The organism is Planktothrix prolifica NIVA-CYA 540 (assembly GCF_963864145.1).
GTDB classification, from domain to species: domain Bacteria; phylum Cyanobacteriota; class Cyanobacteriia; order Cyanobacteriales; family Microcoleaceae; genus Planktothrix; species Planktothrix agardhii.
Map to the genome: position 1 here is coordinate 4575732 of NZ_CAWLTW010000001.1, position 24985 is coordinate 4600716.

Annotated in this window: 26 protein-coding genes, 1 tRNA gene and 1 pseudogene; 13 read left to right on the forward strand and 15 right to left on the reverse strand. The window is 41.4% G+C overall.

What is annotated here, in order from left to right; translation table 11 throughout:
* Positions 1–4: 4 nt before the first annotated feature.
* The 3 genes from AC559H_RS20215 to def form a co-directional block, all read right to left on the reverse strand.
* Complete coding sequence (locus tag AC559H_RS20215) at positions 5–940, reverse strand: ribonuclease Z (RefSeq protein WP_026795135.1); 936 nt, start codon at positions 938–940, stop codon at positions 5–7.
* A 99-nt stretch (positions 941–1039) separates the two neighbouring features.
* The gene (locus AC559H_RS20220) at positions 1040–1243 is read right to left on the reverse strand and encodes a hypothetical protein (RefSeq protein WP_026788190.1); all 204 of its coding nucleotides are present in this window, start codon (positions 1241–1243) and stop codon (positions 1040–1042) included.
* A gap of 16 nt (positions 1244–1259) precedes the next feature.
* Positions 1260–1823, reverse strand: a complete 564-nt coding sequence (def, locus tag AC559H_RS20225; protein ID WP_026795134.1) for a peptide deformylase — start codon at positions 1821–1823, stop codon at positions 1260–1262.
* 200 nt (positions 1824–2023) lie between these two features.
* Here def and AC559H_RS20230 point away from each other — a divergent pair, with 200 nt between their 5' ends.
* The 3 genes from AC559H_RS20230 to AC559H_RS20240 all read left to right on the forward strand — a co-directional run bounded on the left by AC559H_RS20230 (position 2024) and on the right by AC559H_RS20240 (position 5374).
* Positions 2024–2218 (forward strand): heavy-metal-associated domain-containing protein, encoded by a 195-nt coding sequence (locus AC559H_RS20230; RefSeq protein WP_026795133.1) that lies wholly within the window; start codon positions 2024–2026, stop codon positions 2216–2218.
* Between the two features lie 332 nt (positions 2219–2550).
* Entirely contained in the window at positions 2551–3408 is an 858-nt protein-coding gene (locus AC559H_RS20235; protein WP_237746376.1) for a restriction endonuclease, read from the forward strand.
* 40 nt (positions 3409–3448) lie between these two features.
* Positions 3449–5374 (forward strand): hypothetical protein, encoded by a 1926-nt coding sequence (locus tag AC559H_RS20240; RefSeq protein ID WP_026795132.1) that lies wholly within the window; start codon positions 3449–3451, stop codon positions 5372–5374.
* 158 nt (positions 5375–5532) lie between these two features.
* Here the strand turns inward: AC559H_RS20240 and AC559H_RS20245 are convergent.
* Together AC559H_RS20245 and AC559H_RS20250 are read right to left on the reverse strand one after the other, a co-directional pair.
* Positions 5533–5605 (reverse strand) — tRNA-Thr (locus AC559H_RS20245).
* A 110-nt stretch (positions 5606–5715) separates the two neighbouring features.
* Complete coding sequence (locus tag AC559H_RS20250) at positions 5716–6429, reverse strand: TIGR04283 family arsenosugar biosynthesis glycosyltransferase (RefSeq protein WP_330942793.1); 714 nt, start codon at positions 6427–6429, stop codon at positions 5716–5718.
* A 166-nt stretch (positions 6430–6595) separates the two neighbouring features.
* On the opposite strand from AC559H_RS20250, the gene ilvD reads away from it, so the two are divergent.
* A complete protein-coding gene (gene ilvD / locus AC559H_RS20255; RefSeq protein ID WP_026795130.1) occupies positions 6596–8281 on the forward strand; it encodes a dihydroxy-acid dehydratase in 1686 nt (561 codons plus the stop codon).
* Between the two features lie 98 nt (positions 8282–8379).
* Here ilvD and AC559H_RS20260 read toward each other — a convergent pair whose 3' ends face one another.
* The 5 genes from AC559H_RS20260 to AC559H_RS20280 form a co-directional block, all read right to left on the reverse strand.
* Positions 8380–9234: a DNA-formamidopyrimidine glycosylase gene (locus tag AC559H_RS20260; protein WP_026795129.1), complete on the reverse strand. Its 855-nt coding sequence runs from the start codon at positions 9232–9234 to the stop codon at positions 8380–8382.
* 3 nt (positions 9235–9237) lie between these two features.
* Entirely contained in the window at positions 9238–9471 is a 234-nt protein-coding gene (locus AC559H_RS20265) for a photosystem I reaction center subunit IV (protein WP_026788198.1), read from the reverse strand.
* Between the two features lie 222 nt (positions 9472–9693).
* Positions 9694–10422: an MORN repeat-containing protein gene (locus AC559H_RS20270; protein WP_026795128.1), complete on the reverse strand. Its 729-nt coding sequence runs from the start codon at positions 10420–10422 to the stop codon at positions 9694–9696.
* A gap of 64 nt (positions 10423–10486) precedes the next feature.
* Complete coding sequence (locus tag AC559H_RS20275) at positions 10487–11575, reverse strand: hypothetical protein (protein WP_051319706.1); 1089 nt, start codon at positions 11573–11575, stop codon at positions 10487–10489.
* Positions 11576–11677: 102 nt separating this feature from the next.
* Positions 11678–12403: a C40 family peptidase gene (locus AC559H_RS20280; protein ID WP_026795127.1), complete on the reverse strand. Its 726-nt coding sequence runs from the start codon at positions 12401–12403 to the stop codon at positions 11678–11680.
* An 89-nt stretch (positions 12404–12492) separates the two neighbouring features.
* Here AC559H_RS20280 and AC559H_RS20285 point away from each other — a divergent pair, with 89 nt between their 5' ends.
* The 8 genes and pseudogenes from AC559H_RS20285 to AC559H_RS20320 all read left to right on the forward strand — a co-directional run bounded on the left by AC559H_RS20285 (position 12493) and on the right by AC559H_RS20320 (position 15964).
* Positions 12493–13428, forward strand: coding sequence for a serine hydrolase (locus AC559H_RS20285; protein WP_026795126.1), 936 nt, complete (start codon positions 12493–12495; stop codon positions 13426–13428).
* Positions 13429–13612: 184 nt separating this feature from the next.
* Entirely contained in the window at positions 13613–13894 is a 282-nt protein-coding gene (locus AC559H_RS20290; RefSeq protein ID WP_036833185.1) for a hypothetical protein, read from the forward strand.
* Entirely contained in the window at positions 13884–13988 is a 105-nt protein-coding gene (locus AC559H_RS20295) for a type II toxin-antitoxin system PemK/MazF family toxin (protein WP_148292042.1), read from the forward strand. Before AC559H_RS20290 ends, AC559H_RS20295 begins: the two co-directional genes overlap by 11 nt.
* 13 nt (positions 13989–14001) lie before the next feature.
* Positions 14002–14250 carry a DUF433 domain-containing protein gene (locus AC559H_RS20300; protein WP_233423087.1) on the forward strand — a complete coding sequence of 83 codons (249 nt, stop codon included), beginning with the start codon at positions 14002–14004 and terminating at the stop codon, positions 14248–14250.
* Positions 14251–14255: 5 nt separating this feature from the next.
* Complete coding sequence (locus AC559H_RS20305) at positions 14256–14618, forward strand: DUF5615 family PIN-like protein (RefSeq protein WP_162832336.1); 363 nt, start codon at positions 14256–14258, stop codon at positions 14616–14618.
* Between the two features lie 96 nt (positions 14619–14714).
* Positions 14715–15251 (forward strand): FkbM family methyltransferase, encoded by a 537-nt coding sequence (locus AC559H_RS20310; protein ID WP_051319707.1) that lies wholly within the window; start codon positions 14715–14717, stop codon positions 15249–15251.
* A 108-nt stretch (positions 15252–15359) separates the two neighbouring features.
* A pseudogene (locus tag AC559H_RS20315) lies at positions 15360–15431 on the forward strand (hypothetical protein); the annotation flags it as partial.
* Positions 15432–15556: 125 nt separating this feature from the next.
* On the forward strand, positions 15557–15964 hold the full coding sequence (locus AC559H_RS20320) for a hypothetical protein (protein WP_026795125.1): 408 nt from the start codon (positions 15557–15559) through the stop codon (positions 15962–15964).
* A 426-nt stretch (positions 15965–16390) separates the two neighbouring features.
* Here AC559H_RS20320 and AC559H_RS20325 read toward each other — a convergent pair whose 3' ends face one another.
* The 4 genes from AC559H_RS20325 to AC559H_RS20340 form a co-directional block, all read right to left on the reverse strand.
* A complete protein-coding gene (locus AC559H_RS20325; protein WP_237745591.1) occupies positions 16391–17854 on the reverse strand; it encodes an ammonium transporter in 1464 nt (487 codons plus the stop codon).
* Between the two features lie 204 nt (positions 17855–18058).
* Positions 18059–19060, reverse strand: a complete 1002-nt coding sequence (locus tag AC559H_RS20330; protein WP_026795123.1) for a PRC-barrel domain-containing protein — start codon at positions 19058–19060, stop codon at positions 18059–18061.
* Between the two features lie 130 nt (positions 19061–19190).
* Complete coding sequence (locus tag AC559H_RS20335; RefSeq protein ID WP_052349631.1) at positions 19191–20408, reverse strand: RNA-guided endonuclease TnpB family protein; 1218 nt, start codon at positions 20406–20408, stop codon at positions 19191–19193.
* Between the two features lie 480 nt (positions 20409–20888).
* Positions 20889–21221: a thioredoxin family protein gene (locus AC559H_RS20340; protein WP_026795121.1), complete on the reverse strand. Its 333-nt coding sequence runs from the start codon at positions 21219–21221 to the stop codon at positions 20889–20891.
* Positions 21222–21524: 303 nt separating this feature from the next.
* Between AC559H_RS20340 and topA the strand changes: the two genes are divergently transcribed.
* Positions 21525–24245, forward strand: coding sequence for a type I DNA topoisomerase (topA, locus tag AC559H_RS20345; RefSeq protein ID WP_026798579.1), 2721 nt, complete (start codon positions 21525–21527; stop codon positions 24243–24245).
* An 88-nt stretch (positions 24246–24333) separates the two neighbouring features.
* Here the strand turns inward: topA and AC559H_RS20350 are convergent, their stop codons facing one another.
* Positions 24334–24900, reverse strand: coding sequence for a Uma2 family endonuclease (locus tag AC559H_RS20350; RefSeq protein WP_026795120.1), 567 nt, complete (start codon positions 24898–24900; stop codon positions 24334–24336).
* Positions 24901–24985 lie beyond the last annotated feature (85 nt).

Here is a 24985-nt window from a genome sequence, read left to right on the forward strand (position 1 = left end):
CTTACTACGGGGAGGGACGACGGGGAATTGTATGGGTGAGGAAATCATAAGCCATGTCTGTATTTTGAAAAATGCTTCTGGCTTCTGTTAATAAATCCTCTAAAATAACTGAATTTCCGGGGGCGTAACGGGGGCTAAAATGAGTCATAATTAATTGTTTGACCCCGGCGGCTAGTGCTACCTGTGCCGCCATTGTTGAGGTAGAATGTAATCTTTGAAAAGCCATTTCTGCATCTTGATGGGAGAAGGTGGCTTCATGAACTAATACATCTGCATTTTCCGCTAATTCTACCGCCCCATCACAAAATACCGTATCGGTACAATAGACGAATTTACGACCAACTTGGGCTTCGCCACATAATTCCGTACCCCGAATTACCCGACCATTAAGGGTTACGGTCTGTCCCTGTTTCAGTTTGGCATAAATTGGCCCTGGGGGAATCCCTAATTTTTGGGCTGTTTCTACGTCAAATCGTCCGGGTTTATCCTTTTCTATAATTCGATAACCAAAGGCTGGGACTCGATGTTTTAACGGCCCACAAACCACTTGATATTCCTCATCTTCAAAAATGATTCCGGGCTCAATAGTATGAACTTTAACCGGATAAGAAAAATGGGTTTGGGAATAGCGAATACAACCCTGTAAATATTCGGATAATCCCGATGGCCCATAAATATCAATCCGTTTGGGATTTCCCGCTAACCCACAACTAGCTAATAACCCCATTAACCCAAAAATATGATCGCCGTGTAGATGGGTAACAAAAATTCGACTAATTTGACTGATTTTTAAATCACTACGAAGGAATTGATGCTGCGTCCCCTCTCCACAATCAAATAGCCAAATTTCAGCCCGTTGCGGTAAACGCAAAGCTATACTGGAAACATTGCGCGATCGCGTGGGAACCCCCGAGCTAGTACCTAAAAATGTAATCTGCATTTACCTATACCTATTGTCAACAATCCTAATTTTGATATCCCCCCCATCCGTTAGCCACGACTCCTAATAGTAAGCCCTGAAGGGCTCACTATTAGAGATTTATTCTTGATTCATTTGAGCATCTTTAACGGCGGCAAAAAACAGAAACACACTTAAAGGAATACTCAAGGCTAAAATTACACTGGTGGTTAAACTTCCTAGTTCTGGATTTCCTGAAGATAGTTCAAAAACTGAACCGACAGAGGCGATCGCAGCTATACAAGAACCTAATAATAAAACCATGCTTTTTGGAGTACCGACCATCTTGAATTATCCTATATTATTTAACGGATTTAACAGCTTTTGGTGAAAATTTATGTTTGGCTAATTCTTCATTTAAAGCCAATTTATTCTCCACTCGATCTACAAATAAAACCCCATGCAAATGATCCATTTCATGTTGAATTGCACGACCTAATAATTCCGTCGCTTTCAGGGTGCGCGGTCTGCCATTTTCATCTTTAAAAGACACTTCCACCACTTCCGGGCGAGTTACATCCATATAAACCCCCGGAATACTCAAACATCCCTCTTGAGAGGGTGAAATTTCCGTACTGGATTTAATAATAGTCGGATTAATCAAGACTAAAGGGGGGTTAGCCGCATTATCGGGTTCGCAGTCAATCACAATCACTTGTTTATTCACGCCGACTTGGGGCGCGGCTAAACCAATACCGTCAGCACTATACATGGTTTGTAACATCTCCCGCACCAGTTGACGAATTTCATCATCAATGCGGGAAACTCGTTTGGCGGGGGTTCTCAAGGCGCGATCGCCTAAATAGTGAATCTCAAAGGGAGGTTTTTCTAACTTTTTCTTTTCAACTAAAACTTGTGAGGTCATAGCAGGGTTACGCTTAACTTCTGAAACAATATTATCCTGTCTCTATCTTAATAGATTTTAACAATTAACACTCATGTCTCCGGTGTTGAGGTGTTAACCAACAACCGATCACTAACGATTATCCCGAATTGACTTGACATTTAATCTTTTTTATGGTAAAGCAAGTTAATCATTAGAATTATTGATTACTAGCAAAACCCATGACTGTTGAAATCAAAGTTGCTTCCATGGTTTGTCAAGCCTGTGCCAATACTGTTACTAAGGCGATTAAATCTTTGGATGCTGAGGCTGATATTAAAATTAATTTAGAGACAAAGATAGTTAATATTAACGGTACACCTTCTGAAACCGAGATTAAAGAAGCGATCACCGTCGTTGGTCATACCGTAGACTAGGAAATTTTGGGGTCACAAGTAGTAAGCCCTTCAGGGCTTTCTTCCCTAAACTTAGCCGCAAAACCTAACACCAATAACAAAAGATTAAATTTATTAGTGTTAGGTTTAGCGCACGCACCTATATTTTGATCAACAGAGATTTGGAGAAATAGCGATCGCTCTCATGCGATATAAGCTTTGATTCGGATACTAAAATTCTTAAAAATACGGTCAAAACGGTATTCCATCCTGAATATACCTATGGTGATTTCATGGGTAAACTGTTACCTCTGACTCAGGGAACTAACGTAATTTATAAATTTTATCCTGGGCATTTTTTAAAAGTCTTGGGAATGGCTTACCGAGGGTTAATAGAAGGAAAAAATGAACATTACTTATTAGTGATTGATGAACTCAACCGAGGGAATGCGGCTGCTATTTTTGGAACGGTTTTTCAACTTTTAGATCGAGAAAGTGATCATTGGTCTAGTTATGAAGTTGATGTTTCTGAAATGGAGTTAGTAGGACTGCTAAATTCAATGGGATATAAACCCAATGTTCAAACCGATGGTTCGATTCTAATGAAAAAAGATGGACGGTACACTAAATGTGATGAATTTTATGAAGAAGAACAGAGTTTAAAAAACAGCAATAACGATAACGGATTAAGAGTTTTAGGTCTTCTCAAACAAAACAAAATCAGTATTCCTAAAAATTTATCTATAATAGCAACCATCAATACTTCTGATGAATCAATTTATTATCTTGACAGTGCGTTTAAAAGACGTTGGAATTGGGAATATATTTCAATAGAAAGCAGTCGATATATGTTGGAATCAAAATATGATACATCAGTTCAATTAGTTTTTAATAAAGATGAAGCAGTAGATAATACACAATTAAACTGGGGTTTAATTATAGAAAACATAAATCAATTGATTATAAAGAGTTCTGATTCAATCAGAAGAATTGAAGACAAACAAATTGGCTTTTGGTTTATCAAACCTGATGACGATGGAAAAATTAATTTAGAAGAAGTTAAAGATAAACTGATGTTCTATCTTTGGGACAGCGTTTTTGCCAGAGATAAAAGACCCTTAGAAAAAATTATTTCAGAAATCTCTGGAAACACAGATATTAAATTAATTACTTATGATAATTTTATTGAAAAAACGGAAGTTTTTTTGAAATATTTTGACAGAAAGGAATAAAAATTATTAGTTTTTTAGAAATTCTATAGAGCAAATAAAAATGATTAATTTTAATAATCTTGAACTGGTTGTTAATGAAAAATATTCTTTTGTGGGACTAGAACGGCGTAACTCCCAGATTCGTTTTTGTCTACCGAAAGGATTTCCTAATAAACCAAAAGAACTTCAACGCTTTACGTTTAACACAAAGCGGGATTTATTTTTTCTGCTTTATAAAGTCTTTGACCAATTTAAGAATATTTGTATAGAAAAAGGATATTTAGAAAAAAATAATGATATGACTACATCTGACCGAGATGGTATGGTTAAAATCCATCAAGGTGCAGATATTAGCGAAGATGACGAGTTAGATGAAAATATTTTTTATTCTAAACTCGATATGATTAGTGGGATATTGAAAGCCCATGATGAACCCAAAATTTTAAGTTTAGTTTATCGACTGGGTAGGTCAGACAGTTTTGACCATAGCCAAATTCACAAATTTTTACATCGTGCTGTTTTTTTACCGAATGGTGCTGCTTATATTGACTCGATGGACTTACCCCGTCAACAAGTCCGCTTTGAGTCAACAGATATTGTGGCGATGTACTGTTATATTTTATGGGAAATCAAACAACAACTTAAGCAGGAAGTGGGCGTAGAAATTAAAGCTCTAGCAGAACAGTTTAAACAACACTATATCGGTGGTAATTATGGTTTATTTGAAGAAGAATATTATAGTCAAGTGATCGATAGTTTAAAAGATGCGTTAGAGTTAATTGATCACAATACCCCTTTTAAAGATATTGACTATTGGCAATTTTATGATGCGATAGAGTTATTCCTGTATGGCGAACTTCGTCAAACAAATGAAGGTGAAATCTGGGGAATTAACAACTTTTATAGTGTTTGGGAGTCAATGTGTTTAACCTATATAGTAAAAGAAAATCTTAATTATCTCCTGCATTTAGATAGTCGTTTTATCTCTAATTATTGGATTCAAATTTTTAAAAAGTCTTCAAAAATAGTTTCTTTATCTAATGATTTATTTAAAATTAATGGTTCTCAGCTTGTTCCTGATGCAGTAGTTTTTTCATCCATTTTTAATAATATAGAAGAAAGATATTACGAAATCTATTCAAATTTAGTTTGGGATGATGGTGGTTATAAAACTACATTTGAGATATTAAATGAATATGAAGAGAAAGAATTAAAAATTGCTTATGCTCACCAGGAAGAAGAAATACACACATTTTATAGTATGAATAATTATGCCAGAAAATCTATGGATAAAACGCATCAAAAATATGGCTCCAAGCATCTATCAAAAACAGGATTAATAATCGATAAACCTTTACCAATTGAATTTAGCTCATTTTGGGAAATTGAGCCTGAAAATTTAGACATTGAAGAAATTCATAAAATATATTATTTTAAGCATTTGTTTTATATCTATCTCAATATTTATATATTTCAAAAATTTGATTTATGGGATACAATAAATTCTGACAAGCTCGATCCTGACATCGAAAATCCTAGACAATTTGAAATTAGCTGGTATGATCATTTAAGACCTATTATTAAATATTCCCTATTAAAACATATTAATCTAGCTAATATAGATAATATAAAAAATAGGTTCAATTCATTCCTTGAAGTTTTTTTTAATATGGATGATAATTATATAAATATTATTGATATAAAATATGATAAAACCAGCTATTTTTTAGATTCCCAAAACATAGAAAACATAAAAGATAGAAGTGTTAGGAAGCAGTTTGTTTATGAATATCTGATGCAGAAGGAAGTTAAGAAGTTTCCTAAATACTTAAATCAATTAAAAATTCGCAGTAGTTTTTTGTTGCCGGTATATAATCAAAAATCAATGTTTGAGGACGGTCAAGAATTTATGGATGGATATATTCGTCTGATAACAGTTGATTTTGTTAAGTTAGCTGAAAGTTATGTGTCTGATAATTTTGGATAAAAGGCTTTTAACACTCCTAAAAGTAGTAAGCCCTTCAGGGCTTTCTTCCCTAGACTTAGCAGCAAAACCTAACACCAATAACAAAAGATTAAATTTATTAGTCTTAGGTTTAGGGGATTAAGCCCTCAGTATGGCTGTGCAAGGATTTGAAATCAAAAAGCTGCTTATCGGACTTGAACCGACGGCCTGTTCATTACGAGTGAACCGCTCTACCAACTGAGCTAAAGCAGCAACGAACTTATATTCGCACGATGTCATATTGTAGCAAAACCCGATCTCAATTGTCAACATTCTTTCAGGACAATGGCAAAAACTGATTTTATATACCCATTACCCATTACCTATTCCCCATTACCTGCATTCCTCCGATACCATTGAGCTAATTTTGTCGGGGAAATTCCTAAGTAATATCCGATAACAATTAACTGATTAATTAATGTGGTTTTGAATACGCCTAACTTTTGCCACCGTCGTCCCGATGTGATTACAGAACTTGATAAAATCTCAATTTTTCCTAAATGATTTAAACGACGGATTAATTCAAAATCCTCCATAATCGGTTGTTCAGGAAATCCACCTATCTCCCCAAAAGTGATAGCCTTGATAAAAATAGCCTGATCTCCGTAGGGCATTTGTAAATATTTTGAACGCCAGAATACGGTTTTTTCAATTACCCTTAAACTCAATTGATCACCATTGATTTTTAATTGAAACGCTCCGGCAATTATGTTAGAATTAATAAATGTTTCTCGGACTTCTGTTTCAAATCCTAGGGGTAATTGGGTATCTCCATGCAAAAATAATAAAATCTCCCCCGTCGCTATTTTTGCCCCCGCATTCATTTGTAGCGCCCGTCCTCGATTTGTCACTATCACTTTCACCCCCAAATTTTCAGCTATTTTAACCGTATTATCCTGACTGCCACCATCAATAATAATAACTTCTATATTTTCCGCCCGTTGAATCGATGAAATTACTAAACCAATATTTTCCGCTTCATTTAAAACCGGAATAATGATTGAAATTTTTACAGATTCAGAACTAAAATTTATCAAGGTATTATTGAGTCAAACCCATCAATTTCTAAAGCCGTTAATAATTTATCACATTTTCTGAGATAATAATAACGATATAAAAAATGGGTTAGATCAGCGAGTAACAACAATACAAAAAACGTCGTTGAACCGTTGGAACACAACCCGCACACAAGAGGAACAATTAATGTCCGATAACCTGAGAAGTCAAGCTATTACCCAAGGAACCCAACGCACCCCCAACCGTGCTATGTTACGGGCGGTGGGATTTGGAGATCAAGATTTTACCAAACCCATCGTTGGAATTGCCAACGGTTACAGCACCATCACCCCTTGCAATATGGGCATTAACGCCCTAGCATTACGCGCTGAAGCTGCCCTGAAACAAGCGGGGGCGATGCCGCAAATGTTCGGAACAATTACGGTCAGCGATGGCATTTCTATGGGGACTGAAGGGATGAAATATTCCTTGGTTTCAAGAGAGGTAATTGCTGACTCGATTGAAACTGCTTGTAACGCCCAAAGTATGGATGCGGTTTTAGCAATTGGTGGCTGTGATAAAAATATGCCGGGGGCGATGATTGCGATTGCTAGAATGAATATTCCGTCCATTTTTGTGTATGGTGGAACCATTAAACCCGGACATTATAATGGTAAAGATTTAACTGTTGTTAGCGCTTTTGAAGCCGTCGGACAATATAGTGCTGGAAAAATTGACGAGACAGAATTAATTGAAGTGGAACGTCGCGCCTGTCCGGGGGCGGGTTCCTGTGGGGGAATGTTCACAGCAAATACCATGTCTTCTGCGATTGAAGCGATGGGAATGAGTTTAATGTATTCCTCAACCATGGCGGCAGAAGATGCGGAAAAAGCCGAAAGTACAGAACAGTCGGCCTATGTGTTACGAGAAGCAATTAAAAATCAGATTCTTCCCCGTCAAATTATAACCAGAAAAGCCTTTGAAAATGCGATCGCTGTAATTATGGCCGTGGGCGGTTCAACTAATTCGGTTTTACACCTATTAGCTATTGCTAATGCCATCGGAGTTGAACTAACTATTGATGATTTTGAAGCTATTCGGGCTAAGGTTCCGGTGTTATGTGATTTAAAACCCAGTGGTCGTTATGTTGCCACGGATTTACACAAGGCTGGTGGTATTCCGTTAGTGATGAAAATGTTATTAGAAAAAGGCTTAATTCACGGGGATGCCTTAACAATAACCGGGAAAACTGTTGCTGAACAATTAGCCGATATTCCCTCCGAACCCAGTGCCGACCAAGATGTAATTCGTCCTTGGAATAATCCTATGTATGCTCAAGGGCATTTAGCGATTTTAAAAGGCAATTTAGCCACAGAAGGTGCAGTTGCTAAAATTACCGGAGTTAAAAATCCAGTTATTACTGGCCCAGGGCGAGTTTTTGAATCGGAAGAAGAATGTTTGGATGCAATTTTAGCCGGAAAAATTAGCGCTGGTGATGTGATTGTGATTCGTTATGAAGGGCCGAAAGGCGGGCCAGGAATGCGGGAAATGTTAGCACCAACTTCGGCAATTATTGGAGCAGGTTTAGGGGATAAAGTCGGATTAATTACCGATGGTCGTTTCTCTGGAGGAACTTATGGAATGGTTGTGGGTCACGTCGCCCCAGAAGCGGCTGTTGGTGGGAATATTGGTTTAATTCAAGAGGGAGATAGTATTACTATTGACGCCCATCAACGGTTACTGCAAGTGAATATTTCTGAGGAAGAATTAGCCCAACGTCGGCAAAATTGGCAAGCTCCAAAACCCCGTTATACTAAAGGAGTTTTAGCCAAATATGCGAAATTAGTTTCATCGAGTAGTGTTGGTGCTGTCACGGATTTAAACTTAGGTTAAACCCCATTTAATTCTAGGCGTGAAACCCTCGTAGTGAGGCGTTCACGCCTGATAAAATAGGTTTAATTTTTAATCTATATCCCACCAAAATATTGCCCCTAATACTGACATTTCGGGCAAAAATGAGCCGACCGTCCGGCAAGTTTCAAACGTTCAATGGGAGTTCCACAGACTCGACAGGGTTCTCCAGTACGGTTGTAAACCCAAGCTGTGCCGCCATAGTTACCATTCACCCCTTGAACATTCAGGAAGTTACGAATCGTTGTCCCGCCCACTTCAATACTGGTTTTCAACACCTGAATAATATGGCGATGTAACTGTTCGAGTTGGGGACGAGTTAAGGCACTACAGGGAGTGGTTGGGGAAATTCTGCTTAAAAATAAAGACTCATCCGCATAAATATTTCCGACTCCGGCCACTAAACTTTGATCCAAAAGGGCAGATTTAATTGGGCGTTGACGTTTTTTAAATTGTTCTTGTAAATATTCAACGGAAAATTCTGAAGTGAAAGGTTCTGGGCCTAAATTATTTAATCCGGTAATAATACTAGAAACTTCCTGACCGGGTGGCGCCCACCAAATTTTACCAAAAGTGCGTTGATCAACAAATCTCAATTCTCGATTTTCCGCAAAAAATAAACGAATCCGAGTGTGCTTTTGTAAGGGGTCTTGGGGGCTAACCCATAATAATTGACCTGTCATCCGTAAATGAACCCCTAACCAGCCTCCAGAGGTTCTCTGGCTGTCTAATTTAACCAATTCCGCCAGTAAATATTTTCCTCGGCGATGCCAGGATGCGATCGCCACTCCAGTTAAACCCTGCAAAAATTCATCAATGGAAAAGGGGTAGGCGAGAGTGCGCTGAAGCAACACTTCACCCCCCACAATTGTTTGGTTCAAGGTCACTTGATTTAGACCTTGCCTAACGGTTTCAACTTCCGGTAATTCCGGCACAGGCTATTTTTTAGCGGCGGGTGCGGATTTTTTAGCGGTAGCTTTGGGAGCTTCCACTTCCAACAGTTCGCTCACGGCAAAGTTGTTGGTATTGATACCGGAGTAGTTCACTTTATCAAAGCGAACAATCGCAGCATATTTGATGCCACTGGCGTCTACGGAAGCAACTGTACCTACTTCTTGATACCAGTAGGACTCTTTGCGTAGGACACGAACTTTAGAACCACGTTGAACCATTGGTTTTTCTTCCCCTTTTCAATCAAAAAACGAATAAAGACGTTCAATAAACTCAGGGTACTACTGGATTGGCTGTCTAAGTTAATTTAACTCTTTAAGTTTTATTGCTAACCCAGCCATTATCCCCTGGAAAGACACATATAAGGTGCATTCTTTCTATTCCCCATTACCCATTACCCATTACCCATTACCCATTCGTAATTCGTAATTCCCCATTCCCTCCTATACTTTCTGGCCATCACGGAAACTACCTGGAAAGCGTTTTCCTTTGGCATCAATAATCGTTCCTTGGCCATGGGGAACCCCACCGCGAAATTCACCTTCAAAGCGAGTTCCGTTGGCAAAAGTGCAGGTTCCCTTACCATCAAGTTGTTGATTAAAAAACTGTCCCTGACAGCGAGTGCCATTAATTCGGGTAAACACCCCTTGACCAAAGGGAGATCCGGCAAAGAATTCACCTTCATAGCGATCGCCATTGGAATAGATAAACTGTCCGCGACCACTGGGTTGACTACTAACCGTTCCGCCCCCAACTTCTCGCACCAGTTTAAAAGTTCCAATATAGCGATCGCCATTAGCAAAAATCACCGTCCCCTGGGTAATATTGCCATCTTTAAATATCCCAACGATCCGGTCGTCATTAGCAAAGATAAATACTCCTTGTCCATTCGGTAAACCATTGCGAAACTGTCCTTCATAGCGATCGCGGTTTGCATAAACCATAATCCCTTGACCGTCCGGTTTACCATTAACAAAACTTCCCTTATAGTTATCTCCTCCCTCATAGTTACACTTGACCATTCCCGTCGGTAACTGTCCTTCACAAATCGGAGGACGTTTTCCGTCAGCTTTTTGTGCAAGAGAAGGTAGAGGATGATTAACACCAACAACAACCGCTAAACTCGATAGAGTTAGCATCAAAAAACTCCATTTTCGGATTGAATAAACCATGGTTAATTCCAACTTTTTCTTATGAAAAAAACATACAAATTTCTCCAGATTAGATCTATCCTATTCAACCAGAGTGAACTCCCGAAGATCGCAGACCAATATTATTAACCTTGGGATCAGCCGGTGGAATAGCACCTACAGATTTAGCAATCTCAATCCCATTTTGCTCGAAAATAACAACAGGTTCACCACCAGTATCAAACTTGACTCGTTTAACCAAAACTTGACCATTAGACACACGCTGTCCCACGTTCACATAACGACTGGTCGGTTCTGCGGGAGCCTTAAGAATAATCTTAGTTTGATTTCCCACTTGCAATACCCCGGTCACTTCCATCCCTCGAGCTAAGTCTGTAGATGGAGGCGGAGGAACAAAAGGTTGGGTAGCAACGGGACGGGGTGGCGGGGGATTAGGATCACGCCAGGATTGGGGTGTCGGTATATTGGGAATTGCCGGTAAATCGGGGACTTGGGCAATGGGTAAACTCGGTAAAGTGGGTACGCCTCTTACAGACCTAGTAATTTGAGGTGTGAATGTTGTCACTCCATTCCCCGGTTGGGTTCCAGGGGTTCCAATGGTTCCAGGGGTTCCAATGGTTCCAGGGGTTCTAATGGTTCCAGGGGTTCTAATGGTTCCAGGGGTTTTAGGAGGTAGAAGATTGGTGCTAGTAGAGACCCAGCGAATGGGGGCTTCACTTACCGCTAATTTAGGTAATTCAGGCACAGCCCGAGTTGTCTGTTCCGGTACAGTTGGTGCTTTGCCCACTTCAGGAGCAGCTTGGACAATGGATGGAGGTAAAACTGCAAAAGGATCGATACTCACCGCAGAGGGAGCCGTTGTTGTTAACGGTGCAGTAGAAGTTGCCGTCGAAGGTTTACCCAGGAGACGTAACCGTTCTTCTGAATTGGTCGATTGAATCAAACCCGCACCCGCAGCCACGTTTGACTGTTCTTTGACTAACGGATCTTTAAACGGGGGTGTTTGCCCCTGGGTCGGGGTTGCATTGGGATTCGGCGAAGCTACGGCCGATGGAGAAGTTGCAGGAGAAGTAGTTGGACTCGGAGTGGTGGCAGTTTCTTCAGGTTTAGAACCGCATCCCCCTAACCCAACTGCCAAAATACCGATGGAGAATAGAAACCAAAGTTGACGCATTGCCAGTCTCCAAAACAAAGTTGATATAATAATAATTTAAGGATACCCAATCTTAATCCCAGGCCATATTAACAGACTCCACCCGTTAAGCAGGACATGACTTTACTTAGGAAGCAGTTGATAACTAGAAATTATTCGTCCTGCCCCCCGTAACTGTTTAAAGTAATACTGAATACAGGTATCTCCTTCTAATGATAACACATCAATCTTTATGCCGTTACGACCGTGTTCGCTACCCGAACTATGAATATATTTTTTGTCTCCGAGATATAATCCAACATGAGTCGCTTTTTCGACAGTTCCAAAAAATATTAAATCCCCAGGGAGAAGACCCGAAAAATCCAATTGTTCTCGATTAAAAGTGATGGGTTTGGCAAAGGCTTCTTGTTGATAGGCGTCTCTGGGAATCCAAATTCCGGCATCAGCAAAGGCAGCTTGCATTAAACCCGAACAATCATAATTAGGGCTGACCGTCCCGCCCCAAAGATAGTAATTAGGGGTTGCCATTGCGACTTGAGTAAACTGAATAATCTGGGGAATTGCGGCTTGAATTTGAGCCTCTGACCAAATCGGAGCGAGATAGGGCTGAGTGGCAATCTCTAAATACTTTTGATCCGAATCAAGTAACCAAGCGGTATAATTATCTTCACATAATTGAACTAGAATATTAGGGGAATTATTAGTGTGATTTTTAGATTGGGGAAGTAGACGTAAATGACGAGATACAGCCGCTTGCGTTGCTAAAGTTTGGCAGTCGGCTCCATCATAGAGATCCAAATTCTCTCTACAGCAATACTCAATCGTATCTGATAAGGGTTTGGCAATCATAATTAATTTAATGGATGTTGACGGTTGGGGGTTGACTATTGACTCTTAGCCAAAACTAGCAAACTTGACACTCGACACTGACAATTGAAATGACTTTTTTCCATTCCGATGAACAATTAGAAACCCAAGGTACTGGCATTATAGATGCAACTCGCGCACAATTTCCAGGTTTAGCCGCCAATCAAGTTGCTATGACTTGGTTAGTTTATGACCCGCCTATTTCTGTGAATACCGGGGGTGCCTTAACCCCGGAGGAATTTTGGAAATATCCCGTTCGAGGATTTGACTATCGGGGAATTGAACAAATTTATCCGGCTAGTATTGTGAAATTATTTTATTTACTGGCCATTTTTGAGTGGAAAGAAAAGGGAATGTTACGGACAACCCCGGAATTAGAAAGAGCGACTAGAGATATGATTATTGATTCTAGTAACGATGCTACCAGTTTAGTAGTTGATGTATTAACTGGAACTACAAGCGGCCCAGAATTACCAACAGGGCCGTTTGAAACCTGGAAAAGTCAGCGCAATTTAGTTAATCGTTATTTGCAAACCCTTAACTGGTCGGAATTTGAATCAATTAATGTGAATCAAAAAACTTGGGGTGATGGAGCTTATGGTCGAGAACGAATTTTTTTAGGGGAATTAATGGAAAATCGCAATATGTTAACCACTAATGCCACCGCGAGATTATTGCATAGTATTATTGGTGGGGTGGCGGTTTCTTCGATTGCTTCTGGTCAGATGATGACATTAATTCAACGCAGTCTTGACCCCAAAGATTTAGCGAAAAATCCAGAGAATCAAGTCGCAGGTTTTCTAGGAGGTGGATTACCTAAAACGGCAAAACTCTGGTCAAAAGCCGGACATACTAGCCAAGTTCGCCATGATGCGGCTTATATTGAACTTAATTCGACTCAATCTTATTTATTAGTAGTATTTACGGAGGGAAAAGCCCAAAGTAAGAACGAGGAAATCTTACCTTTTATTTCTCAAAAAGTTGTGGAAGCAATGAAAATACTTTAATTTGATGTGATATTCCTCATAATAAGGCCCTCGGCGATTGAAATCGTGGCTACACAAACGATGTCCGCCTGCGCGGACTTATATGGTATGTGGATAGGAAAAATCCGCCCCCAGAATCTTTAACCCGCGTCGGCGGGTTTTGTTTGTGTAGCTGCGGTTTCAACCGCCTTTGATTTGATGTGACTTGGCTAACAAAGAGGAAATTGATGCTGATATTGCAGCCGAAGAAGCAGAAGCGGATCGAATAGAAGCATTGAGTTCTAAGCGTCAGATTCACAATTTGCAGACTGATATAGATTTAGAAATACCAACACTAGCTAATTATCCCAGTCGCCGAGAATTTATGCAATTGCCATTAGAAGAGAGGCGAAACATTCTAGCAAAACAAGCTGAGGCAATGTTGTCGCATTACCAGGAAGATAGAGAATGGCAAGAATTAGAAGCGGGAGATTTAATTGACTACTAACTCTCTTTTTCCTAAACGGGGTGATATTTGGTTGACTAATTTTGACCCAACAATGGGAGCAGAAATTAAAAAAATTCGTCCGTTAAACATATAGGATATACTGGTAGATGTACCCTCGTTGCACAAAAATGAACTGGCAAGAATATATTACTATCAACCTCAAGGTTTGTCATGGGAAACCTTGCATTAAAGGAACTCGAATTATGGTATCAGTTATCCTTGATAACTTAGCGGATGGACTGACAGCCGAAGAAATTGTCGCCGAATATCCACCACTTCAATTAGAAGATGTAAAGGCTGCGCTCTCCTATGCTGCGGCACTGACAAGAGAAGAGGAATTATTGCCAATTCGATGAGTACAATGCTGATAAAATTAGATGAAAATATGAGTGTCGCACACGCTGAGTTCTTGCGACAAATGGGTTACGATTGCGATCGCGTCACAGATGAAGGACTATCGGGTGCTGATGACGAGATTGTATGGCAGCAAGCTTGTGCTGAGGGGCGTTTTTTTATCACCCTAGACTTAGACTTTTCAGATGTCCGTCGTTTCCCGCCAGGAACTCATCCGGGTATATTATTGTTACGTTCTCGCAGTCGTAGCCGTCAGTATGTGCTTGATGTACTGTCCCGTGTTGTCAGCGAGCAACCACTAGAAACTTTGCAAGGCTGTTTGGTGGTTGCAGATGAAATGCAGACGAGAATTCGCAGGCCACCAGTTTAAATCTGAGTAGTTAATAATTTTTGAGGAAGAGGCGATCGCACGCTTAGTCAAGAAACGAATATTGCTAAATTGGCAAAAATTAGAAGTAGGAGATTAATGAAGTTAATACCTAACATATCATCCTGTCGCTATGGCTTTATGGTGTACAGCAAGTATGACATTTTTATTGGACGATCGCTAGATATTTACGGAGAGTGGTCAGAAACCGAGATAGATATATTTAAGCAAATACTTCACCCCGGTGCTGTGGTTGTTGAAGCTGGATCAAATATAGGATCGCACACTATTTTTCTTGCTCAAGCTGTTGGACTAGAAGGAACTGTTTTTGCCTTTGAACCACAACGCCTCATCTTCCAGACTCTGTGTGCAAATTTAGTGTTGAATGATCTAACTAATGTTATCACACGCCATGCAGTTCTTGGCAAAGAGACTGGAGTTATAAGAGTACCGTTTATTGAGTATAAAAAGAGTAATAATTTTGGTGGTTTAGAACTTGGTGGTTTAGGAGATGGGGAGCAAGTCGAGGTGCAGACAATTGATAGCCTCCAACTCCCAAAATGCCACCTCATCAAAGCCGATGTTGAGGGAATTGTCTCCAAATTCTTTGGCTTTCTCATAATTATTCGTAACTAATGTTTTTGGTATTTTCAATCCCAAAGACTCGGCAAGTTCTAAATTGGGCAGCTTTTGGCTTGCCTGTTTATTGTTCCAGTAGGGGTTGTATAAAGATATTCTCAAGTTGCTAAAGAATTTTATTGTACGGAACGTCATGTGGGAAATATCGCCTCAAAATTATGGAAAATTATGTCATAAATTTTAGAGGAAAATGTAAATAAATCTACTTTTAAGTCTGCAATTGAAAGATATCAAATTTCTAAAGTTTCAAATTCAGGTCATTTTAACTACGCACCTATCGCTGTCTGATCATCCTAGATGACGTGCAGCAAATCCTCAACAGCGGCCAACTTGCAGGCAATTATAAACCCGGATATGAAAATTATGGAACCCTATTTAAACTTATCGGCGAAATTCCTCATAATAGCTGCTTAATCCTCAATAGTTGGGAACCCCCTTCAGATATTTTAACATTTACCGATGATAATTTAGCAGTATGTTTATTACAATTAACTGGCTTAGGTGAAGCCGCCACAGAAATTATTAGAGAAAAAGGTTTATTAGATGAAGATCGCTGGCCAGAATTGATTAACCTTTATCAAGGTAATCCCCTCTGGTTAAAATTAGTTGCTCAAACTATTAATAACTTATTTAGCGGTAGAGTATCTCAATATTTGAGTTATGAATCAGTATTTTTAAGCGATGAATTGACACCGATATTACAGCAGTAGAAATCAAGCCCTCGGCGATTGAAATCGCGGCTACACAAACGATGTCCGCCTGCGCGGACAAGGAGGGTATGTGGGTAGGAAAAATCCTTCCCCAGAATCTTTAACCCGCGTCGGCGGGTTTTGTTTGTGTAGCTGCGGTTTCAACCGCCGGATAATTAAAAACTTTGATTTGATCTGACATTCCCTTTATGTAGAAATCAAGCCCTCGGCGATTGAAATCGCGGCTACACAAACGATGTCCGCCTGCGCGGACAAGGAGAGTATGTGGGTAGGAAAAATCCGCTCCCAGAATCTTCAACCCGCGCAGGCGGGTTTTGTTTGTTTAGCTGCGGTTTCAACCGCCGAATAATTAAAAACTCTGTTTCTAACTAAAAATTAGATTTATAGGAGTTTCATTTTAGTAATGAAACCCCTAAATCCCTAAAATTACCTTTCTTTTCCAGAAAAACTTCCAGTTGAAAAACTTAAACCTGAAGCAAAGTCTTCGCCATAAGCTTCTTCTCCATGTTGGTCAATATCCAAACCTTGTTCTTCGACCATCGGTTTAACTCGCAATTCCATTAAGGAACCGAGAATTTTGATAATCACAAAAGTTCCAGCCCCAGCAAAAACGTAGGTAGCAACTACCCCAACAATTTGAGGAATTAATTGCCCTGGATTGCCATACAAAAGTCCATCAAATCCAGCCGGATTGACACTTTTTGTAGCAAAAACTCCGGTTAAAATAGCCCCAACTGTTCCACCCACACCATGAACGGAATAGGTATCTAAAGAATCATCAAATTCTAATTTCACCCGCCAACTGACGGCATAGAAACAGCAAACGGTCGTGATAGAACCGATTAAAATAGCACCAACCGGGGTAACAAATCCTGCTGCGGGAGTAATTCCAACTAACCCAGCCAGGAAACCACTAGCAATCCCAACGGCCGTTGGTTTACCGCGTAAATACCATTCCACAATTGCCCAAGTCAATCCTCCGGCTGATGCTGAAACCATGGTGGCGACAAAAGCAACGGTAGCTAAAGAACCTACACTTAAAGCACTGCCAGCATTAAAGCCAAACCAGCCAAACCATAACATCCCAATTCCTAATAGGACAAAAGGAACATTATGGGGGGCATGGGGAACCACCATAAAACTTTTCCGCGAGCCAATCATCCAAACGATAACTACCGCCGACACCCCAGAACTAATATGGACAACGGTTCCCCCGGCAAAGTCTAAGGAACCAATGGCTTGTAACCAACCCCGACCCCAAACCCAATGGGCTAGGGGAGAGTAAATAAATGTAGACCAAAGTAAGACAAACGAAAAATAGCCCTTAAAGGTGATGCGTTCCACAATCGCCCCAGAAATTAAGGCTGGGGTGATGATGGCAAACATCATCTGATACACCATAAACAACTGGTGGGGGATGGTTCCGGCATAGCCAATGGGGTCAGGAGCCTCGGCTGTGACTTTATTTAAAAATACCCAATCTAATCCGCCAATAAACTGTTCCATGCCTTTGCCAAAACCTTCCGAGACGGGAGTTGAGACATCAAAGGCGAGGCTATATCCCCAGAATACCCAGGTAACGCCGACAATGCCCATTAAGATGAAACTCATCATCATGGTGTTGAGGACGTTTCGAGAGCGGACTAAGCCCCCGTAAAAGAAGGCTAAACCGGGTGTCATAAACAGGACTAAGGCAGCCGAAATCAACATAAAGGCGGTATCTCCGGTATTAATCGGATTTTCTACTGCCTCTTGCGCCCAAGCTGTTCCCGTCATAGGGCCAGCTAACAGAATGAATGTAAGTAATCCAATAATTCCTAATTTTTTCAGCATCGCTACTATTCTTTTCCTATAACCAATATCCAAAGATTGAATCTGTATTTTGCTCATTGATTCCAACAATGATTCTGTATCCTAAAACACAAACATCATCAGAGATGGGCTGCCCCGTGTTTTCAAACCGGGGTAAAAAAGGCAATAAAATTAACCCCCAGTGTTTAGCCGGGGGTTTTGTTGCTATGGGGTTGGGTGTATAGCAGTAATCAAGATAGTTAGGACATCAACAAGACCGTCAAAACCCTTTTGCTATATTTCCTATTCCTCATATTCGGGAATTTTTGTTTTCTCTGGAATATTAATTCGAGGAGGTTGATAGGGTTTGGGATTTTCGCCCTCATCCCAAGCGTCCGAATCTACCTCATCTTCATATTCATAGTCTAACTCTCTGGCATAGAGCTTTTGTTCTTTACGGGGGGTCGGGTCAATCGGAACTAATTCCCGTTCTCGATAACGATCATCCTCATCCCGTTCCACATCGCCCCAATTATCTTCTTCTTCATAGTCATTGTAAATCGGTTGGGGTTGGCGTAAAGGCTGAACTGGGGCGGGATGTTCTTCCCAGGCATCATTTTCATCCCAGGCTTCTTCCTGAGCCACCGCCGGGGCGCGATTCGCTCGTTGTGGAGCCGTTTGGGGTAGTCCGGTGCCTAACTGGTTAGCAGGTTTTACCGTTGGGGGATAATACATTCCCTCATCTTCTTTTTCCCAAGGTGCTTCTCCTAAACCTAAACGTTCTAACAGACCGACGGATAACTGTTGCAGTCGATCTTCTGAACCTTCAAAGACAATTAAGCGATTCGGGCCACTACTAACAATTTCCTCAATGGATAATTCATAGGTGCTGATCACCTGTTCAGGTATTTGAGGTAGACCGATGGAGGCAATAATCAAAGATTCTAGTTTGCCATCCCGGGTATCGAATTTGAAGCCGCGCACCCGTCCCAGGGGTTCCCCGGTTTCGGTAATGACCTCACTGTTGATCAGGGTACTGTAGTTTTCTACATCCACATCTTCTTCAAGGACGGTATCATCATCCACCAAAATTACGTCCCCGATTTCGCGGACACTACTCAGGTACATAAATTTTGGCATTCCAGCGATCGCTAGAATATTATTACGGATTCCGATCGCTACAATTTCACGCTGATCTATGTCTACCCATAATTGGCTGACGATTCCAAGTCGTCTACCTCTGTCACGGGTGATAACTTGAGTGCCGAGAATTTCGGAGCGTTGGCGGATATGTTCAGATGTCATGCTAATAGTGAATTTCAGTTTTAACTGTTAAATATACAGATTACTCTACAAGTTCTAATGGCGTGAATGCGTATCCTTGCCATTAGTTTTTCGGGTTTCCTCTATTGTAGTTGACACTCCCACCCCTACGCTACGCTAAAGGGGTGGGATTCTCGTATCTAGCCCAATCAAATAAAGACAGTTGAATATACTCTTTTTGATTGTTTTTCACCGAGTTCGGGGGTGCGCCAAACACCCCATAATTTAAACCGGATGAATCCATTACAGAAGCATCTCTCTTTAGGTTTAAATCACAAGCGAAACCATCCCATTGAGACAGATTTCGTGCAGCATTAAAATCAGAATTGTGGTAGTGACCATTAGGGCAATTAAAATCATGCCGATTTCTTTTGCCAATAACACCGCAAGTTGAACAAGATTTTGAGGTATATGGTGCAGGTCTTTTGATTAATTTCAATCCTTTCAAAGCCAACTTATAATTAAGTTTCTGCTCCAAAGAATAATAAGACCAAGTGTGTCGAGATTCACCGGAATCAGAACGAGATTTCTGGCTCTGTTTCATGGTTTTACGACATCCTTCCAAATCCTCTATAACAATATCGGCGTTATGGTATTCAGCAAAACGAACAATTCGGCGACTGACTGTATGGTTAATAGCTTCCATCCATCGTTGCTCTTTTTTGTTCCATTTCTTTAAAGCTCGAAACTTTTTAGCTTCTTGAAGTTGTTGCCTTCTTTGTTGAAAATAACGTCTCCGATGCTTAACGCTTTGACCATTAAAGAATTTACCGAAACCTTCTTTTGGTGCAACTACCGCTAAATTATTCTGCCCTCGGTCACATCCTAATGTTTTCTCTGTCTCAACTTCTGGAACATCCTCAGTAATTGACAGATAGGCATACCACTTATTTCGATGTTTAATCAATTTAAAAGAACCCCCTTGAATTGTTTCCTCTAACAATCCATCTAAAACGGGTTGCCAATGAGGAGATGCTACTTCAATGGGGATTCTTTTTTCACCTTTGAGGGTCGGGAAGCTAATTGAATAGGTACTCCCTTTTTGAGTTAATTTCCAATTTTGATTGTTAACTTCTACAGGAAGAACTTTATATTGCTTGGTTTTACGACCCGTTGGGGATGTGGTATGTCGAATAACTTGATTGACCAGAGCAGATTTTAACTCGGACATGATTTTAGCTGTTGTCATTTTTCGCCGTTCTTTAATTGGCAATGACAACAGCTTATTAGCAATCTGCGTGTTTTCTTCCGTCATTTGCTCAAACATTTGAGCTTGACAACGGTTGAGTTTTGCGAATTTTAATTTAATCGTCCGAGTTACTTTGATCATGGAAAATATGATAACATAAATATCTAATAACTGGGTACAAATTAATTGGTAGATGACGGCACTTAAAAGTGCCTGCGTCGCGTTTCATCCCACGGCTGAAGCCAGTGGGCTTTCACGATCCCACCCTGGCTTTGTAAAAAACTACCCTTGGCCCATTATACAATGATGCTATCGGAAGATTTTATTTTGGGTCACTATCGCCGGATAGATTCGGATTGATTATCAAGTGAATCTATAGGGTTCTACTGCACAGTTTTAGCCTCTCCCCAGTAGTGGGTAAAAGATTCTTAAAAAATAACTCGCATTCATACGAATAGAGTGGGGCATACCCGCTCTTTAGCTTGGGGATAATCCCACCTCTGGTTAAAGCACTGCAAGGTAATTTGATTAAGTGGTTTCGCTGAACCAAGAATCCCCACGCCTTCAGGCACAGGGAGTGTCAATAGATGGAATCCCCGCCCTGAACGGGCGGGGCGGATATCAAGCGGATAAACTTGCTTCTAGCCACTCGATTATTTTAGGTTTAAGGATAGCCCCTTCATGGGACTTGACAAGATTCCCATCTTTAAATAACCTCAAGGCGGGAACCCCTTCCACTTTATAGGATTTAACAGTGATAGGATTGGGATCTATCGCCATTTTTACTACTTTTAAGCGATCGCTATAGGTTGTGGCGATCTCTTCCATAAAAGGAGACATAAGCCGACAAGGGCCACACCAATCCGCCCAAAAATATACTAAAACTGGAAGTTCTGCTTTCAGAACTTCGGAGTCAAATTTTAAATCTTCAATGACAAGAACATGATTACTCATATAGCAATCCTAAATAGGTTGTAACATTTTAATACTGACATGAAACAGCTAGAAGTATTACCCATGTTCCGGTGTTCCGGCGTTCCGGCGTTCCGGCGCTCCCTTTTGCCCAGGACTTTTGAACACAACTCAAATAGGATTACTCAAATAGTGAGTGTGTGGAGATCCCCTCACCCAACCCTTTCAGGGTTTACCTAAAGTTTTATTGGCTGTATGTAGTGCTAATATTGTCAACAAAAGCAATTACCAACGCTTTTTCTTCATTCCCCAAGTCCGGTGTTTGCTGTAACCTGAGAAGGTGCTATGTCAACTTTAGTCATTGTTGAATCTCCAACCAAAGCCCGTACCATTCGCAACTTCTTACCATCGAGCTATCGGGTAGAAGCCTCAATGGGTCATGTCCGTGACCTTCCCCCCTCTGCTGAGGAAATCCCCGAAGAATATAAGGGGGAAACGTGGGCAAAACTAGGAGTGAATGTGGAAGGGAACTTTGAACCCATTTACGTTATCCCCAAAGATAAGCAAAAAATTGTTAAGGAACTCAAAGCCGCCCTCAAAGAAGCGGACGAACTCGTTCTCGCTACTGACGAAGACCGCGAGGGAGAGAGTATTAGTTGGCATCTACTCCAAATTCTGAAACCGAAAGTCCCAATTAAACGGATGGTATTTCACGAAATTACCCAAGAGGCCATTCGTGAAGCCCTAAAAAATTGTCGCACCGTTGATGAAGAACTGGTTCATGCTCAAGAAACCCGCCGCATCCTCGACCGCCTCTATGGTTATACTCTTTCCCCCCTGTTGTGGAAAAAAATTGCTAAGGGATTATCCGCCGGACGGGTGCAGTCCGTGGCCGTGCGTTTACTGGTCAGTCGAGAACGGGATCGTCGGGCTTTCCGGTCTGGGGGCTATTGGGATTTAAAAGCCCTTCTGGAATATACCCCCCCCAACCCCCCCGATTCAAAGGGAGGCGCGGGAAGTAAATTTGAAAGCAAACTGGTGAGTCTGGCCGGGGTAAAAGTGGCGACCGGAAGCGATTTCGATGAAACCACTGGAAAAATTGCCGCAGGTCGGAAGGTGGTTTTACTGGATGAAGCCGCTTCAGTAGCTTTAAAACAAAGGTTATCGGGTAAACCCTGGACGGTGGCCAACTTAGAGGAAAAGGCCGTTACTCGCAAACCCTCTCCTCCGTTTACCACCTCCACCTTGCAACAGGAATCTAACCGTAAACTCCGGTTAAGTGCCCGTCAGACCATGCAAACCGCCCAAAGTTTGTATGAGCGGGGATATATTACCTATATGAGAACGGATTCCGTACATTTATCTGAGCAAGCGATTACCGCAGCCCGGGAATGTGTGGAACAGAAATATGGGAAAAACTACCTTAGTCCCAAACCTCGGCAATATACGACTAAATCTAAAGGAGCGCAGGAAGCCCACGAAGCCATCCGTCCGGCGGGAAGTTCTTTCCGCACGCCCCAAGAAACGGCCCTAAGTGGGGCTGAACTCAACCTCTATGATTTAATTTGGAAGCGTACCGTTGCCTCCCAGATGGCTGACTCTCGCCAAACTAATATTACCGTTGAGCTAAAAGTTGAGGATGCCGGATTCCGCAGTACCGGAAAACGAATTGATTTTCCTGGGTTCCTGCGGGCCTATGTGGAGGGTTCCGACGACCCAGAAGCAGCCTTGGAAGACCAAGAGGTATTATTACCCCCTCTGAAAGTTGGCGACCATCCCGACTGCAAAAAGTTAGATGTAGTTGGACACGAAACCCAACCTCCGGCTCGGTTTACGGAGGCGTCTTTAGTTAAGACCCTAGAAAGTGAAGGTATTGGTCGCCCTAGTACCTACGCCAGTGTAATTGGAACTATTATTGATCGGGGGTATGTTCAGTTAAAAAATAACGCCCTGATTCCAACTTTTACGGCCTTTGCGGTTACCAACCTCTTAGAAACATACTTCCCGGATTTGGTCGATTTGCGATTTACCGCCCGCATGGAAGACACCCTCGATGATATTGCTACCGGAGAAGCTCCTTGGCTACCCTATTTGGAAAAATTCTATTTAGGCGATGCTGGACTGGAAAATCAGGTTAAAGACCAAGCCAGTAAAATTGATACCAAAATCGCCCGAACTATTGAGTTAGAAAATTTGGGGGATGAAGATGACCCAATTCAATATCGCGTCTGTATTGGTAAGTTTGGCCCCTATATTGAGGCGGGGACTGGAGAGGACATGATTACCGCCTCCATTCCCCAGGATTTGACTCCGGCGGATTTAACCCCGGAGGTAATTCGGGAGTTGGTGGGACAAAAAACCGAAGGGCCAGAAAAATTAGGAGTTCACCCAGAAACGGGAGAAACTATCTATATATTAATCGGCCCATACGGCCCCTATGTGCAGTTGGGGTTAGAAGCCGAAGACAGTAAAAAACCGAAACGGGTATCTATTCCTAAAGGTGTTGAGAAGGAAAACGTCACCTTGGAAATGGCTTTGGGGTTATTAGCCCTACCGCGACTGTTGGGAACCCATCCTGAAACCGAGGCTAAGATTAAAGCCGCCTTGGGGCCGTTTGGGCCATACATTGTCCATGACCAGGGGAAAGAGGGTAAGGATTATCGGTCGCTGAAAGCCCCGGATGATGTTTTAACTATTAGTTTAGAACGGGCCTTAGAACTGTTAGCCCAACCGAAAACCAGTGGCCGGGGAGGACGGGGTAAAAAAGAAATTCCGCCTTTACGCGAGTTAGGAACCCATCCCGCAGATGGTGAACCTGTGAATGTTTATGATGGTCGTTATGGGCCATACATTAAACATGGAAAAATCAATGCTTCCTTACCCAAGGATGCGGCGGTAGAGGCGTTTACCTTAGCCCAAGGGTTGGAATTGTTAGCAGCAAAAGCGGATTCGGGTTCGAGTTCTCGGAGTAAGTCTAAAACGACAAAAACGGCCGCTAAAACCACAGCTAAAACCACCAAAACCACAACTAAAAAGTCCTCAACGAGCAAAAAAACAAGCTCTTAGTTTGTTGTTTGGGATTGTTGGCTACCCTTGTCGGGGTGCGAGAAAATACCATAATCACGCACCCCTAAATTTTAAATGCAAAAGCAGATTATTCATCTTCATCAAATACCGGAGGCCAAAGTTCTGCAACTATTAATTCCCATCCCGGGAGCAGTTCGCTAACAGTTAAAATATCACCATTTCCTAATATCATTATAGGCTGATCCGGTCGGTAAACTTCCAGTTGACAGGTATCGGGGTCAATCAGAATCGCAACTTTAACGCCCTGTTGGATATAAACTTGGATTTTATCTCGCAGTTTTTTCATGCGATCGCTTTGAGATTTGACTTCAACGACTAAATCGGGAGCTAGGGTCGCAAAATATCTCACACTTCTGGGCAAGCGATCGCGCAAAACAAAAGTAACATCCGGCGCTTTTAGGTCACTATTTGGTAAAATAAACCCACCTGCGGAGTCGAAAACACGACCCAAGCGACGAGGTTTCACCCAATTACGAAGTTGACTAGCAAATTCTAAGGAGACTTCACTGGCGACGATATCTGATGGCCCCATAATGGTAATATTACCCTGTTCCAGTTCAATTTGATAGTCTAAACCCGCTTCACACAAGACGGACTCGATACGTTCTAGGTCTTTGATGGTCATTTCAGGCATGGTGCAGAAGTCCTAGGAGATTGTTATAACTGATCTTACCGAAAATGCACTGGAAGCAGCAGCGCATCTCACCTTCAATGTAACT